Consider the following 16222-nt stretch of genomic DNA (forward strand, 5'->3'; position numbering starts at 1 on the left):
CGCGCACAGACCGTGTTGGGGCTGCGAGGTGCCAGGCGGGAGCCTTGCAGCGCTCTCGAGATCGAGCGCCCCCCGCGCGGCGCATCGCTGGCAAGCCAGCTCCCACATCTGTTTCGGGCCAGTTATGTCTGCGCCGCCGCGGCTGTACGCCTTGTGGGTACGACGCGGTTTCAGCTTGGGCGCCACTGGCGCCCCACCTGTCTCAAGACAAGCGCCAAGGCGGACAGTGATGACCTTACAGGATTGATTGGCCCGAAACAGATGTGGGAGCTGGCTTGCCAGCGATGCGCCGCGCGGGCGGCGCTCGATCTCAGAGGCGAAACAATCCTTTCGGCGAACACCTTGTCGCCATCACTCCGCCTCCAGCTCGACCAGCACTGTCCCCTCGCTGACCATATCCCCCTCCTGACAGAACAGCGCCTTCACCGTCCCATCATGGGGCGCCCGGATGCTGTGCTCCATCTTCATCGCCTCAAGCACCACCAGCGCAGTACCGGCCTCCACAGCCTGCCCCGGTTCCACCAGCACCCGCACGATACTGCCGTTCATCGGCGCACCCAGCCCGCCCTGGTGGCTGTGGCTGGCCTCGGCCGCAGCGATCGGGTCATGAACGCTGACGGCATGCAGCTCACCCTGCCACTGCAGGTACAGCGTGCCACCCCGACGCACCGCCAGGTGGCGATGGCGCAGACCATCCTGGTCATGACACAGCTGCTCCCCCTCCAGGCGATAAGTCGAAGGCGCGCTGCGCTCCAGTGCCACCGCCTGTTCATGCCCTTCACACTGCAAATGCAGGCTGCTGCGCGCCGGCAAGCCCAGGCGCAGGCCATCGCGGGCCGCCCACGGTGAAGCGCGGTCGTCCTGGCGCTTTAGCGCAGGCTCGCTTTGCAGCCACGCCTCGGCGGCAGCTTCCCAGAAATGGGCCGGCAAAGTCTGAGGCGCAGGCAACAACACATCCTGGTGACGCGGAATGAACCCGGTGTCCAGCTCCGCCTCGGCAAACGCTGGGTGCGCCAGGATGCGGCGCAGGAAGGCAATATTGGTTTTCAGCCCGCCAATGGCGAACTCATCGAGCATCGCCAGCAGTCGCAGGCGCGCCTGTTCGCGGTCCTGGCCCCAGGCGATCAGCTTGCCCAGCATCGGGTCGTAGAACGGCGATACCACATCGCCCTCGCTGACGCCGCTGTCCACCCGGCGGCCTTCGCCCGGCGCCGACTCGCGGTACAGCGCCAGGGTGCCGGTGGCCGGGAGGAATTCGTTGGCCGGATCCTCCGCGTATAGCCGTACCTCGATGGCGTGGCCGATCAGCGGCACCTGCTCTTGAGTCAAAGGCAGCGGCTCGCCGCAGGCCACGCGGATCTGCCAGGCCACCAGGTCGAGCCCGGTGATGGCCTCTGTGACCGGATGCTCCACCTGCAGGCGGGTGTTCATTTCCATGAAGAAGAACTCGCCACGGGCATCGAGCAGGAACTCGACAGTGCCGGCCCCCACGTAGCCGATGGCCTGGGCGGCGCGCACCGCGGCCTCGCCCATGGCCTTGCGCAGCTCGGGGGAGAGGCCCGGTGCCGGGGCTTCCTCGAACACCTTCTGGTGGCGACGCTGGATCGAGCAGTCGCGCTCGTTGAGGTACAGGCAGTGGCCGTGCTGGTCGGCGAACACCTGGATCTCCACGTGGCGCGGCTTGAGCACGTACTTCTCGACCAACATGCGCGCATCGCCGAACGAAGACTGCGCTTCACGTTGCGCCGAGGCCAGGGCGTCGGCCAGCTGGCTTTCCTCCTCGACCACCTTCATGCCCTTGCCACCGCCCCCGGCGCTGGCCTTGAGCAGCACCGGGTAGCCGATGCGCTCGGCGGCGGCGCGGAAGGTCTCCAGGTCTTGGGCCTCGCCGTGGTAGCCCGGCACCAGCGGCACGCCGGCGGCCTCCATCAACGCCTTGGCCGCCGACTTGCTGCCCATCGCATCGATGGCGCTGGCCGGTGGGCCAAGGAAGATCAGCCCGGCCTGTTCGATGGCGCGGGCAAAACCGGCGTTCTCCGAGAGGAAGCCATAGCCTGGGTGGATGGCTTGGGCGCCGCTGGCCTTGGCGGCGGCGAGCAGCTTGTCGATCACCAGGTAGCTGTCGGCGGCCTTGCTGCCACCGAGGTCGACACGGATGTCGGCCTCGCGGCTGTGCCGCGTGTCGCGGTCGGTGGCGCTGTGCACGGCCACGGTGGTCAGGCCCATGGCCTTGGCGGTGCGCATCACCCGGCAGGCGATTTCGCCGCGGTTGGCGACCAGCAGGGTGGTCAGCGTGGGTCGGCTCATGGGCGCGGTTCCTTGTTGTCTTGCCAGGCAGGGCGGCGTTTTTCCAGGAAGGCGCGCAGGCCCTCCTGGCCTTCGGCGCTGACGCGGATGCGGGCGATGGTGTTCTCGCAGTAGCGGCGCAGGGCCGGGCTCAGCTCACCGTCATCCACTTCGCGCAGCAGGTCCTTGGTGGCACGCAGCGCCTGCGGGCTGTTCTGCAGCAGGTTGTCGACCCAGGCCTCGACCTGGGCGTCCAGTTCGGCGGCCGGGTACACCTCGGCCAGCAGGCCCAGGTCGCGGGCGCGCACGCCGCTGAAGCGCTCGGCGGTGAGGGCGTAGCGGCGGGCGGCGCGCTCGCCGATGGCCTTGACCACGAACGGGCTGATCACCGCCGGAGCCAGGCCGATGCGCACCTCCGACAGGCACAGTTGGGCGTCCTCGGCGCCGATGGCCATGTCGCAGCAACTGATCAGCCCCAGCGCGCCGCCGAAGGCCGCGCCTTGCACCACGGCCAGGGTCGGCGCCTTGAGCCGGTGCAGGGCGTACATCAGCTCGCCCAGCTCATGGGCGTCGTCCAGGTTGGTGTTGAAGTCCAGTTGCGCCGACTGCTGCATCCACGCCAGGTCGGCGCCGGCGCTGAAGTGCCGGCCACGGCCGCGCAGCACCACGAAGCGCAGGCCGCTATCCTCGCCCAGCTGGTCGAGGGCGACGATCAGTTCGCGGATCATCTGCGCGTTGAAGGCGTTGTTCTTGTCTTCCCGGCTCAGCCACAGGGTGGCGAAACCGCGAGGGTCCTTGACCAGTTCAAGGGTGGCGAATTCGCTCATGGGTCACATCCGGAATATGCCGAAGCGGCTCTGTTCGATCGGGGCGTTCAGCGCGGCGGACAGCGCCAGGCCGAGCACGTCGCGGGTCTGCGCCGGGTCGATGACACCGTCGTCCCACAGTCGGGCGCTTGAGTAGTAGGGGTGGCCCTGGCGCTCATACTGGTCGAGGATCGGCTGCTTGAGCTTCTTCTCGTCATCGGCGCTGAACACCTCGCCGCTGCGCTCGCTCTGCTCGCGCTTGACCTGGGCCAGCACGCCGGCCGCCTGTTCGGCGCCCATCACGCCGATGCGGGCGTTGGGCCACATCCACAGGAAGCGTGGGTCGTAGGCGCGGCCGCACATGCCGTAGTTGCCGGCGCCGAAGCTGCCGCCGATGATCACCGTGAACTTCGGTACCTGGGCGCAGGCCACTGCCGTCACCAGCTTGGCGCCGTGCTTGGCGATGCCGCCTTCCTCGTATTTTTTTCCGACCATGAAACCGGTGATGTTCTGCAGGAACAGCAGCGGGATCCCGCGCTGGCAGGCCAGTTCGATGAAGTGCGCGCCTTTTTGCGCGGCCTCGGCGAAGAGGATGCCGTTGTTGGCCAGGATCGCCACCGGGTAGCCGTGCAGGTGGGCGAAGCCGCACACCAGGGTGGTGCCGAACAGCGCCTTGAACTCATCGAACACCGAACCGTCGACCAGCCGCGCAATCACCTCGCGCACGTCAAACGGCTGCTTGGCGTCGGCCGGGACCACGCCGTACAGCTCTTCGGCGTTGTACAGCGGCGCGATCGGTGCCTGGCATTGCAGCTTGCCCTGCTTGTGCCAGTTGAGATTGGCGACGCTGCGCCGGGCGATGGCCAGGGCGTGCTCGTCGTTGTCGGCATAGTGGTCGGCCACGCCGCTGGTGCGGCAGTGCACGTCGGCGCCGCCGAGGTCCTCGGCACTGACTACCTCGCCGGTCGCGGCTTTTACCAAAGGGGGGCCTGCGAGGAAGATGGTCGCCTGCTGGCGCACCATGATCGCTTCGTCGGCCATGGCTGGCACGTAGGCGCCACCGGCGGTGCACGAGCCCATCACCACGGCGATCTGCGGTATCCCCAGGGCGCTCATGTTGGCCTGGTTGAAGAAGATCCGCCCGAAGTGCTCGCGGTCGGGGAATACCTCGTCCTGGCGTGGCAGGTTGGCGCCGCCGGAGTCCACCAGGTAGATGCATGGCAGGCGGTTCTGCAGGGCGATGGTCTGGGCGCGCAGGTGCTTCTTCACCGTCAGCGGGTAGTAGGAGCCGCCTTTGACCGTGGCGTCGTTGGCCACGATCATGCACTCCACGCCTTCGACGCGGCCGATGCCGGCGATCACGCCCGCAGCCGGCACGTCTTCGCCGTACACCTCATGGGCGGCCAGCTGGCCGATCTCGAGGAACGCCGAGCCTGGGTCGAGCAGGCGGTCGATGCGCTCGCGAGGCAGCAGCTTGCCCCGCGAGGTATGCCGCTCCTGGGCCTTCGGCCCGCCGCCCTGACTGACCTGGGCGAGCAGGCCGCGCAGGGCCTGGACCTGTTCGAGCATGGCCGCGCTGTTGGCGGCGAACTCCGCCGAGCGCGGGTTGATCTGGGTATGCAGGGTAGCCATGTGCGCCCGTTCCTTGTGCTCAGCGGGTTTCGTTGAACAGTTCGCGGCCGATCAGCATCCGGCGAATTTCGCTGGTGCCGGCGCCAATCTCGTACAGCTTGGCGTCGCGCAACAGGCGGCCAGCCGGGAATTCATTGATGTAGCCGTTGCCGCCGAGGATCTGGATCGCTTCCAGGGCCATCTGCGTGGCGCGTTCGGCGGTGTAGAGGATGACCCCGGCGGCGTCCTTGCGGGTGGTCTCGGCGCGGTCGCAGGCCTGGGCCACGGCGTACAGGTAGGCGCGGCTGGCGTTGAGCTGGGTGTACATGTCGGCGATCTTGCCCTGGATCAGCTGGAACTCGCCGATGCTCTGGCCGAACTGCTTGCGGTCGTGGATGTAAGGCACCACCAGGTCCATGCAGCTCTGCATGATGCCGGTCGGGCCGCCGGACAGCACCACGCGCTCGTAGTCCAGGCCGCTCATCAGCACGCGCACGCCGCCGTTGAGCTGGCCGAGGATGTTTTCTTCCGGCACTTCGACGCCGTCGAAGAACAGCTCGCAGGTGTTGGAGCCGCGCATGCCGAGCTTGTCGAACTTGTTGCTGCGGCTGAAGCCTTTCCAGTCGCGCTCGACGATGAACGCGGTGATGCCGTGGGGGCCCTTGTCCAGGTCGGTCTTGGCGTAGATCACGTAGGTGTTGGCGTCGGGGCCGTTGGTGATCCAGGTCTTGCTGCCGTTGAGCACGTAGCGGTCGCCGCGTTTTTCGGCGCGCAGTTTCATCGACACCACGTCGGAGCCGGCGTTGGGCTCGCTCATGGCCAGGGCGCCGATGTGCTCGCCGCTGATCAGCTTGGGCAGGTACTTGAGCTTCTGCTCGTGGCTGCCGTTGCGGTTGATCTGGTTGACGCACAGGTTGGAGTGGGCGCCGTAGGACAGGGCCACTGACGCCGAGCCCCGGCTGATCTCTTCCATCGACACCACGTGGGCCAGGTAGCCCAGGCCGGCGCCGCCGTATTCTTCGGGCACGGTGATGCCCAGCAGGCCCATGTCGCCGAACTTGCGCCACATGTCGGCGGGGAACAGGTTGTCGTGGTCGATCTGCGCGGCGCGCGGCGCCAGCTCGGCGGCAACGAAGGTGTGCACCTGGTCGCGGAGCATGTCGATGGTCTCGCCCAGGGCGAAGTTCAGGCTGGGGTAATGCATGTGGGCACCTTCTTGTTCTTGAAATTTGGGTACCACGGCGACCTTGCGGAAACGGAGTTGTGGGAGCGGGCTTGCCCCGCGATGCCCGTCAGAGCGGCCAGCTGTGTTGCCTGGTCCGGCCTCATCGCGGGGCAAGCCCGCTCCCACAACCGCGCTCCCGTCCGGTCGTCGTGATGCGTGGTTGACGTTAACGTAAACCTGCCTTCCGGGGCTGTCAATCGGATCATCACCTTTACGTAAACGTAAATCTGCGCCAGAGTATTCGCCGCCTGCTTCAGTCATGCCCAGAACAACCACAAGAAGGGATCACCATGCCTCAACCAAGCTATACCCGCGGCCGTCAAGACCACCCCTTGCTGACCCTGACCATCGGCCAGGCCTTCGATGCCACCGTCGCCCGCCACGGCGAGCGCGAGGCGCTGGTGGTGCGCCACCAGGGGCTGCGCTACAGCTGGCGCGAGCTCGCCGCCGAGGTCGATGTGCAGGCCCAGGCCTTGATGGCGCTGGGGGTGGAGGTGGGCGAGCGGGTTGGCATCTGGGCGCCCAACTGCGCCCAGTGGTGCATCCTGCAACTGGCCACGGCCAAGGTCGGCGCGATCCTGGTCAACATCAACCCGGCCTACCGGGTGGGCGAGCTGGAGTACGTGCTGCGCCAGTCCGGCTGCCGCTGGCTGGTGTGCGCCGATGCCTTCAAGACTTCCGACTACCACGCGATGGTGCAGGAACTGGTGCCGGAGCTGGCGACCCACGCATTGGGCGAACTGGCCAGCGAACGACTGCCCGACCTGCGTGGCGTGATCAGCCTGGCCGCCGAGCCGCCCTCGGGCTTCCTGCCCTGGGCCGCGCTGGCCGGGCGGGCAGGGGCGGTCGAGGTTGAGACCTACCAGGCGCGGCAACAGGGCCTGCAGTTCGACCAGCCAGTGAACATCCAGTACACCTCCGGCACCACCGGCGCGCCCAAGGGCGCGACCCTGAGCCACTACAACATCCTCAACAACGGCTACATGGTCGGCCAGAGCCTGGGCCTGAGCGAGCGCGACCGCATGGTGATCCCGGTGCCGCTGTACCACTGCTTCGGCATGGTCATGGCCAACCTCGGCTGCATCACCCACGGCAGCACCATGATCTACCCCAACGATGCCTTCGACCCGGAGCTCACCCTGCGTGCCGTGGCCGAGGAGCGCGCCAGCATCCTCTATGGCGTGCCGACCATGTTCATCGCCATGCTCGACCACCCCGCACGCACGCAACTGGACCTGTCCACCCTGCGCAGCGGCATCATGGCCGGCGCCACCTGCCCGATCGAGGTGATGCGCAAGGTGATCGACCAGTTGCACATGGCCGAGGTGCAGATCGCCTACGGCATGACCGAGACCAGCCCGGTGTCGCTGCAGACCGGTCCCGACGATGGCCTGGAGCTGCGCGTGACCACCGTGGGCCGTACCCATCCGCACCTGGAGACCAAGCTGGTGGACGCCGACGGGCGCATCGTCGCACAGGGTGAGATCGGCGAGCTGTGCACTCGTGGTTACAGCGTGATGCTTGGTTACTGGGACAACCTGCAGGCCACCCATGACGCCATCGACCCGGCCGGCTGGATGCACAGCGGCGACCTGGCGGTGATGGACGACGAGGGTTATGTACGCATTGTCGGGCGCAACAAGGACATGATCATTCGCGGCGGCGAGAACATCTATCCGCGCGAGCTGGAGGAGTTCTTCCATACCCATCCGGCCGTGGCCGAGGCGCAGGTGGTGGGGATTCCGTGCAGCAAGTACGGCGAGGAGGTGGTGGCGTGGATTCGCCTGCACCCTGGGCACCATGCCACGGCCGAGGAATTGCAGCAGTGGTGCAAGGCGCGATTGGCGCATTTCAAGACACCGCGGCATTTCCGCTTCGTCGAAGAGTTTCCGATGACGGTGACGGGGAAGGTGCAGAAGTTTCGCATGCGCGAGATCAGTGTGGAGGAGCTGGGGGGTTAGCCATGGTCGTGTAGACCAGCTCGACCAGTTCGGCGAAGGTGGTATAGGTACGCAGGGGCTCGGCGATGAAGATGCCGAAGGTTTCCTCCATGATCGCCTGCAGCTCCATCAGGTCGAAGCTGTCGGCGCCCAGCTCGTCCAGGGAGATGTCGGGGCGGATCTGGTGCAGGCTCTGCTCCAGGAAGCTTGCGAGGATCCATTGCAGGTGGAAGGCGATGTAGAGGCGTGAGTGCATGCCGGAAGGATCGTCAGAGAGTGAGGCTTCTCTGTACGTGGCTTTGCGGGCAGGTGCTACTGGTAGAAATGCCAGGTGCGGTTGAGCCAGGTTTTGTGCTGTGAATGCCGGCCCCGCGACGAGGCCGGCCAAGGCGTTCAGATTTGCGCAGCCTTGTCTATCCTCAAGCTTTCACCGGCGGCTCCTGGCTTGGCGGGTCGCCCACGGTCGGCGGCACGGTCGGCTTGATCGGCAGCTCGTCCGGGTCCTCCTCGGGCACCGGCGGCGGCAAGGTCGGGTCGTCGATGTTCGGGTCGGGTGTCTCCGGTGGAATGGGAATGTTCATGGGCCTGGCCTCGCGGGATGAATGAAGAGGTGTCGCAGGCTTTGACCCAAGCCTGCGCCCTGCGCTCATTTTTTTTGAACCCTCGCGCTTGCGCACGGCTCTGAACCCTTACCGCCACCAGCCCAGGGGAGCAAGGTCGATGTCTGGTAACGAGCCGTTCGAAAGCGTGCCGATGGCAGGTGATCACCCGGACCAGGCCATCAGCCTGTCCCAGGCCCTGCTGGCGCCGCGCATCGTGATCGAGGACGCAAGCCCGGTGCTCGACGGCGGCACCTTCGCCGCCAAGGCCGTGCGCGGTCACAAGGTCGAAGTGGGCGCCAAGGTCTACACCGACGGTCATGACCGCCTGGCCGTGACCCTGCACTGGCGCCAGGCCCACAGCCGGCGCTGGCACTGCGTGGCCATGCATTCGCCGGGCAACGACCTGTGGCTGGCCGAATTCACGCCTGCCGAGCTGGGCCTGCATCTGTTCAGCATCGAGGCCTGGATCGACCCCTGGGCCACCTATTGCCACGACCTGGAGAAGAAGTACGCCGCCGGCGTGGAGGTGAAGCTGGAGCTGGAGGAGGGCCGCTTGCTGCTGGGCAAGGGCATCGAACGCAGCGACGGGCTGCTGCGCGAGCAACTGGCGCAGCTGCAGCAGCGCTTGCCGGGATTGCCGGTGGAAGAACAGGTGAAGACGTTGCTGCACCCTGAGGCCGCCCGTTTGATGGGGGAGGCCGAGCACCGCAGCTACCTCACCCGCAGCCGCGAATTCCCGCTGGACGTGGACCGCGAGGCGGCCCAGTTTGCCAGCTGGTATGAGCTGTTCCCGCGCTCGGTCACCGACGACCCCGAACGCCACGGCACCTTCGATGACGTGCACCAGCGCCTGCCGATGATCCGCGACATGGGCTTCGACGTGCTGTACTTCCCGCCGATCCACCCCATCGGCATGAAGCACCGCAAAGGCCGCAACAACGCCTTGCAGGCCGAGCCCGGCGACCCCGGCAGCCCTTATGCCATCGGCAGCCCCGAGGGCGGGCACGATGCCATCCACCCGCAGCTGGGCAGCCGCGAGGACTTCCGCCGACTGGTCGCCGCCGCCGCCGAGCATGGCCTGGAGATCGCCCTGGACTTCGCCATCCAGTGCTCCCAGGACCACCCCTGGCTGCAGGAGCACCCCGGCTGGTTCAGCTGGCGCCCCGACGGCAGTATCCGCTACGCGGAAAACCCGCCGAAGAAATACCAGGACATCGTCAACGTCGACTTCTACGCCCCCGAGGCGGTGCCGAGCCTGTGGCTGGCGCTGCGCGACGTGGTGGTCGGCTGGGTCGAGGAGGGGGTGAAGACCTTCCGCGTCGATAACCCGCACACCAAGCCGCTGCCGTTCTGGCAATGGCTGATCGGCAATGTGCGCAGCCAGCACCCCGAGGTGATCTTCCTCGCCGAAGCGTTCACCCGCCCGGCGATGATGGCGCGCCTGGGCAAGGTCGGCTACGCGCAGAGCTACACGTACTTCACCTGGCGCAATACCAAGCAGGAGCTGCGCGACTACTTCGAGGAGCTCAACCAGCCGCCGTGGAGCCAGTGCTACCGACCCAATTTCTTCGTCAACACCCCGGACATCAACCCCTTCTTCCTGCAGACCTCCGGAAGGGCGGGCTTTCTGATCCGTGCGGCGCTGGCGACCATGGGTTCGGGATTGTGGGGCATGTACTCGGGCTTCGAGCTGTGCGAGGGCACGCCGCTGCCGGGCAAGGAGGAGTACCTGGACTCGGAGAAATACGAGATCCGCCCCCGGGACTTCATCCAGCCTGGCAACATCGTCGCCGAGATCGCCCAGCTCAACCGCATCCGCCGGCACAACCGCGCCCTGCAGACCCACCTGGGGGTGGTGTTCCTCAACTGCTGGAACGACAACATTCTCTACTTCGCCAAGCGCACCCCCGAGCGCGACAACTTCATCCTCGTGGCCATCAGCCTCGACCCGCACAACGCCCAGGAGGCCAGCTTTGAGTTGCCACTGTGGGAGCTGGGGCTGGACGACAGCGCCGACACCCAAGGGGAAGACCTGATGAATGGCCAGCGCTGGACCTGGCATGGCAAGACCCAGTGGATGCGCATCGAGCCTTGGCACCAGCCGTTCGGTATCTGGCGCATCGAGAAATCGCGCTAGCCCGCGATGGGCTTCAAGCTGAACCCTCGGACACAAAGGAGTCCCCAATGGCCAAGCGTTCCCGCCCGGCAGCCTTCATCGACGATCCGCTGTGGTACAAGGACGCGGTGATCTACCAACTGCACGTGAAATCGTTCTTCGATGCGAACAACGACGGCATCGGCGATTTCGCAGGTCTGATCGGCAAGCTCGACTACATCGCGGAACTTGGCGTCAACACCCTCTGGCTGCTGCCGTTCTACCCCTCGCCACGGCGCGACGATGGCTACGACATAGCCGAGTACAAGGCCGTGCACCCGGACTACGGCAGCATGGCCGACGCCAGGCGCTTCATCGCCGAGGCGCACAAGCGCGGCCTGCGGGTGATCACCGAGCTGGTCATCAACCACACCTCCGACCAGCACCCCTGGTTCCAGCGCGCCCGGCATGCCAAGCCCGGCAGCAAGGCTCGGGACTTCTACGTGTGGTCGGACGATGACCAGAAGTACGACGGCACGCGGATCATCTTCCTCGATACCGAGAAGTCCAACTGGACCTGGGACCCGGTGGCCGGCCAGTACTTCTGGCACCGCTTCTACTCGCACCAGCCGGACCTCAACTTCGACAACCCGCAGGTGCTCAAGGCCGTCATCGGGGTGATGCGCTTCTGGCTCGACATCGGCGTCGACGGCCTGCGCCTGGACGCCATTCCCTACCTCATCGAGCGCGACGGCACCAACAACGAGAACCTCCCCGAGACCCATGTGGTGCTCAAGGCGATCCGCGCCGAAATCGATGCCAACTACCCCGACCGCATGCTCCTGGCCGAGGCCAACCAGTGGCCCGAGGACACCCGCCCGTACTTCGGCGAGGGCGACGGCGACGAATGCCACATGGCCTTCCACTTCCCGTTGATGCCGCGCATGTACATGGCCCTGGCCATGGAAGACCGCTTCCCGATCACCGACATCCTGCGCCAGACCCCGGAGATCCCGGCCAACTGCCAGTGGGCGATCTTCCTGCGCAACCACGATGAGCTGACCCTGGAGATGGTCACCGACCGCGAGCGCGACTATCTGTGGAACTACTACGCCGAGGACCGCCGCGCCCGCATCAACTTAGGGATTCGCCGGCGCCTGGCGCCGCTGCTGCAGCGCGACCGGCGGCGTATCGAGCTGCTCACCAGCCTGCTGCTGTCGATGCCCGGCACGCCGACGCTGTACTACGGTGACGAACTGGGCATGGGCGACAACATCTACCTGGGCGACCGCGATGGCGTGCGCACCCCCATGCAATGGTCGCCGGATCGCAACGGCGGCTTCTCGCGGGCCGAGCCGCAGCGTCTGGTGCTGCCGCCGATCATGGATCCGCTGTACGGCTACCAGACGATCAACGTCGAGGCCCAGGCCCACGACCCGCATTCGCTGCTCAACTGGAACCGTCGGCTGCTGGCGGTGCGCAAGCAGCAGAAGGCCTTCGGCCGCGGCAGCCTGAAGATGCTCACGCCGAGCAACCGGCGGGTGCTGGCCTACATCCGCGAGTACACCGATGCCGAGGGCAATGTCGAGATCGTGCTGTGCGTGGCCAACGTCTCGCGGGCCGCCCAGGCCGCCGAGCTGGAATTGTCGCAGTACGCCGACAAGGTGCCGGTGGAGATGCTCGGCGGCAGCGCCTTCCCCCCCATCGGCCAGCTGCCGTTCCTGCTGACGTTGCCACCCTACGGCTTCTACTGGTTCCTGCTGGCCAGCCACGACCGCATGCCCAGCTGGCATATCCAGCCCAGCGAGGGCCTGCCCGAGCTGACCACCCTGGTGTTGCGCAAGCGCATGGAGGAGCTGCTCGAATCACCGGCCCGCGAGACGTTGCAGGCGGCGATCCTGCCACAGTACCTGCCCAAGCGCCGCTGGTTCGCTGGCAAGGAAGGGCCGATCGACCAGGTCCGCCTGCGCTACGGTGTGCGCATGGCCACCCCGGCGTTGCCGGTGCTGCTTGGCGAGCTGGAGGTGTACAGCGAGGGCGTGGTCACCCACTACCAGCTGCCCTTCGGATTGTTGCCGGAGGAGCAGATCAATGCCGCGCTGCCCCAGCAGCTGGCGCTGTCGCGGGTGCGCCGTGGCCGTCAGGTGGGGTTGATCACCGATGCTTTCGTGCTCGAGCCCTTTATTCGCGCCGTGCTCCAGGGCTGCCAGGATGGCCTGCGGCTGGCCTGTGGCGAGGACCTGGGCGAGTTGCGCTTCCACAGCACCGAACAGTTGGCTGCGTTGCAGCTCGATGAGCACAGCGAGGTGCGCTACCTGAGCGCCGAGCAGTCCAACAGCTCGGTGGTGGTCGGCGGCAGCCTGGTGCTCAAATTGATTCGCCGGGTCAATCCGGGCATTCACCCGGAGTTGGAGATGAGCGCCTACCTGACCGCCGCCGGCTTTGCCAACATCTCGCCGCTGCTGGCCTGGGTCAGCCGCGAGGACGACAGCGAGCAGCCGCATCTGCTGATGATCGCCCAGGGCTACCTGAGCAATCAGGGCGACGCCTGGGATTGGACGCAGAACACCCTGGAACGGGCGATCCGCGACCAGATGGAGCCCACCAGCGTCGAGCAGGAGGCGCACACCGATGCCCTGGCCGAGCTGACCGGCTTTGCCGCCTTGCTTGGCCAGCGCCTGGGCGAGATGCACCTGTTGCTGGCCGCGCCGAGCGACGACGAAGCGTTCCGTTCACGCCCGAGCGACGCCCGCGACAGCGAGCGTTGGAGCCGCCAGATCAGTGCCGAACTGAGCCATGCCCTCGACTTGCTCGCCCAGCACCGTGACACCCTGGACAGCGACAGCCAGGCCCTGGTCGACGACCTGCAGCAACAGCGCGAAGGCCTGCAGCAGCATGTCGACAATCTCGCACACCAGGCCCAGGGCGGGCTGCTGATGCGGGTGCACGGCGACCTGCACCTGGGCCAGGTGCTGGTGGTGCAGGGCGACGCCTACCTGATCGATTTCGAGGGCGAGCCGGCGCGACCGCTGGATGAACGCAGGGCCAAACACAGCCCGTACAAGGATGTCAGCGGTGTGCTGCGATCCTTCGACTATGCTGCTGCGATGATCCTGCGCAGCGCCTCGGCGGTAGACCTCTCCGAGGCGGCGCGCCAGGCCCGGCAGCGGGTCGCCCGGCAGTACCTGCACCAGTCGCGCCATGCCTTCGTCGAAGCCTACGGGTTGGCCACCGCCGCCATGCCCCACGCCTGGCAGCAGGCCGAGGGCGAGCGCGCCGCGCTGGAGCTGTTCTGCCTGGAGAAGGCCGCCTACGAAATTACCTATGAAGCCGAGAACCGGCCAAGTTGGCTGGCCGTGCCTTTGCATGGCCTGCATGGACTGATCAGTACCTGGGGAGAGTCATAGATGAATGCAACCACGCGTGATAACGGCGGCCTTCGGCAAAGGGACCTCGATGCCCTGGCCCGCGCCGAGCACGCCGACCCGTTCGCCGTACTCGGCCCGCACCCCGATGGTGCGGGCGGCCAGTTCATCCGGGCCTTCCTGCCCAGTGCCCTGAGCGTGCGCGTGCTGGCCCGCGACGACGGCAGGGTACTCGCCGAGATGCGCCAGGGCGGCGTGCCCGGTCTGTACACCGCGCACCTGGACCAGGCGGTCCCCTACCTGCTGCAGATCGGCTGGGCCGGTGGCGAGCAGGTCACCGAGGACCCCTACAGCTTCGGCCCGCAGTTGGGCGAGATGGACATGTACCTGTTTGCCGAGGGCAACCACCGCGACCTGCCCGGGCGTTTCGGCGCCCAGCCGACCGAGGTGGATGGGGTCGCCGGCGTGTGCTTTTCGGTATGGGCGCCGAATGCCCGGCGGGTGTCGGTGGTGGGCGATTTCAACAACTGGGATGGCCGCCGCCACCCCATGCGCCTGCGCCATGGCGCCGGGGTGTGGGAGCTGTTCGTGCCGCGCCTTGGCGTGGGCGAGACCTACAAGTTCGAAGTGCTCGGCCATGATGGCGTGCTGCCCCTCAAGGCCGACCCCCTGGCCCGCGCCACCGAACTGCCGCCGAGCACCGCCTCCAAGGTGGCCGGCGCCCTGGCCCATGAATGGCGCGATGGCCAGTGGCTGGAACACAGGGCCCAGCGCCACGCCTACAGCGCGCCGCTGTCGATCTACGAGCTGCACGTCGGCTCCTGGCGCTGCGAGCTGGACGATGCCGGCGAAGTCGCCCGTTACTACAACTGGCGCGAACTGGCCGAGCGCCTGGTGCCATATGTGCAGGAGCTGGGTTTCACCCATATCGAGCTGATGCCGATCATGGAGCACCCCTTCGGCGGCTCGTGGGGCTACCAGCCGCTGTCGCTGTTCGCGCCGACCTCACGCTATGGCAGCGCCGAGGACTTCGCCTTCTTCGTCGATGCCTGCCACCAGGGCGGCATCGGCGTGCTGCTGGACTGGGTGCCGGCGCACTTCCCCACCGACGAGCATGGCCTGGCGCGTTTCGACGGCACTGCCCTGTACGAATACGAAAACCCGCTGGAAGGTTTCCACCAGGACTGGAACACGCTGATCTACAACCTCGGCCGCAACGAGGTACGCGGGTTCATGCTGGCCTCGGCGCTGCACTGGCTCAAGCACTTCCACATCGATGGCCTGCGCGTGGACGCGGTGGCCTCGATGCTCTACCGCGACTATTCGCGCAAGGCCGGTGAATGGGTGCCCAACCGCCACGGCGGGCGCGAGAACCTCGAGGCCATCGACTTCATCCGCCATCTCAACAACGTCGCCGCACATGAAGCGCCGGGCGCGCTGATCATCGCCGAGGAGTCCACCGCCTGGCCCGGCGTCAGCCAGCCGGTGCAGCAGGGCGGCCTGGGCTTTGCCTACAAGTGGAACATGGGCTGGATGCACGACACCCTGCACTACATCCAGAACGACCCGATCCACCGCACCTATCACCATAACGAGATGAGCTTCGGGCTGATCTACGCCTATTCCGAGCATTTCATCCTGCCCATTTCCCACGACGAAGTGGTGCACGGCAAGCATTCGCTTATCGACAAGATGCCCGGCGATCGCTGGCAGAAGTTCGCCAACCTGCGCGCCTACCTGGCGTTCATGTGGACCCATCCGGGCAAGAAGCTGCTGTTCATGGGCTGCGAGTTCGGCCAGTGGCGCGAGTGGAACCACGACCAGCAGCTGGACTGGTACCTGCTGCAGTACTCCGAGCACCAGGGCGTGCAGAAGCTGGTCGCCGACCTCAACCGCCTGTACCGCGAACTGCCCGCGCTGCACGAGCAGGACTGCCAGCCCCAGGGTTTCCAGTGGCTGATCGGCGACGATGCGCACAACAGCGTGTATGCCTGGTTGCGCTGGAGCAGCCAGGGCGAGCCGCTGCTGGTGGTGGCCAACTTCACCCCGGTGCCGCGGGAGGGCTACCGCATCGGCGTGCCGTTTGGTGAGCACTGGGTGGAACTGCTCAACAGCGACGCCGAGCTGTATGCCGGGTCGAACGTGGGCAATCTCGGGGCGGTGGTGGCCGATGAGGTCGCCAGCCATGGCCAGCCATTGTCGCTGGCGCTGAACCTGCCGCCGCTGGGGGTATTGGTGATGAAGCCGGCCTGATGTGTCGACTGTCCTGGCCTCATCGCCGGCAAGCCGGCT

At 66.6% G+C, this 16222-nt stretch carries 10 protein-coding genes; 4 read left to right on the top strand and 6 right to left on the bottom strand.

Going from position 1 to position 16222, the window contains the following annotated elements; genetic code table 11:
* Positions 1-351 precede the first annotated feature (351 nt).
* Genes ACZ9C1_RS01775 through ACZ9C1_RS01790 form a run of 4 tightly spaced genes read right to left on the bottom strand, consistent with a single transcriptional unit; the run spans position 352 to position 5907 of the window.
* A complete protein-coding gene (locus tag ACZ9C1_RS01775; protein WP_476253463.1) occupies positions 352-2307 on the bottom strand; it encodes an acetyl/propionyl/methylcrotonyl-CoA carboxylase subunit alpha in 1956 nt (651 codons plus the stop codon).
* On the bottom strand, positions 2304-3113 hold the full coding sequence (locus ACZ9C1_RS01780) for a gamma-carboxygeranoyl-CoA hydratase (protein ID WP_102684458.1): 810 nt from the start codon (positions 3111-3113) through the stop codon (positions 2304-2306). Before ACZ9C1_RS01780 ends, ACZ9C1_RS01775 begins: the two co-directional genes overlap by 4 nt.
* Positions 3114-3116: 3 nt before the next feature.
* Positions 3117-4724: a carboxyl transferase domain-containing protein gene (locus tag ACZ9C1_RS01785; RefSeq protein WP_102684457.1), complete on the bottom strand. Its 1608-nt coding sequence runs from the start codon at positions 4722-4724 to the stop codon at positions 3117-3119.
* Between the two features lie 19 nt (positions 4725-4743).
* Positions 4744-5907: an isovaleryl-CoA dehydrogenase gene (locus ACZ9C1_RS01790; RefSeq protein ID WP_277503367.1), complete on the bottom strand. Its 1164-nt coding sequence runs from the start codon at positions 5905-5907 to the stop codon at positions 4744-4746.
* A gap of 311 nt (positions 5908-6218) precedes the next feature.
* On the opposite strand from ACZ9C1_RS01790, the gene ACZ9C1_RS01795 reads away from it, so the two are divergent.
* On the top strand, positions 6219-7889 hold the full coding sequence (locus ACZ9C1_RS01795; protein WP_277503368.1) for an AMP-binding protein: 1671 nt from the start codon (positions 6219-6221) through the stop codon (positions 7887-7889).
* On the opposite strand, the gene ACZ9C1_RS01800 is transcribed toward ACZ9C1_RS01795, so the two are convergent.
* Entirely contained in the window at positions 7864-8124 is a 261-nt protein-coding gene (locus ACZ9C1_RS01800; RefSeq protein WP_102684454.1) for an acyl carrier protein, read from the bottom strand. The two genes, ACZ9C1_RS01795 and ACZ9C1_RS01800, sit on opposite strands and share 26 nt — an antisense overlap.
* A 163-nt stretch (positions 8125-8287) precedes the next feature.
* A complete protein-coding gene (locus ACZ9C1_RS01805) occupies positions 8288-8449 on the bottom strand; it encodes a hypothetical protein (protein ID WP_167388392.1) in 162 nt (53 codons plus the stop codon).
* A 139-nt stretch (positions 8450-8588) separates the two neighbouring features.
* Between ACZ9C1_RS01805 and ACZ9C1_RS01810 the strand changes: the two genes are divergently transcribed.
* The 3 genes from ACZ9C1_RS01810 to glgB are packed head-to-tail and all read left to right on the top strand — an operon-like array spanning position 8589 to position 16183.
* Entirely contained in the window at positions 8589-10607 is a 2019-nt protein-coding gene (locus ACZ9C1_RS01810; RefSeq protein WP_476253464.1) for an alpha-1,4-glucan--maltose-1-phosphate maltosyltransferase, read from the top strand.
* A 47-nt stretch (positions 10608-10654) separates the two neighbouring features.
* Positions 10655-13972 (top strand): maltose alpha-D-glucosyltransferase, encoded by a 3318-nt coding sequence (gene treS, locus ACZ9C1_RS01815; RefSeq protein WP_277503370.1) that lies wholly within the window; start codon positions 10655-10657, stop codon positions 13970-13972.
* On the top strand, positions 13973-16183 hold the full coding sequence (gene glgB, locus ACZ9C1_RS01820; RefSeq protein WP_476253465.1) for a 1,4-alpha-glucan branching protein GlgB: 2211 nt from the start codon (positions 13973-13975) through the stop codon (positions 16181-16183).
* Positions 16184-16222: the final 39 nt, after the last annotated feature.

It is taken from the genome of Pseudomonas sp. TE21435 (assembly GCF_056279265.1).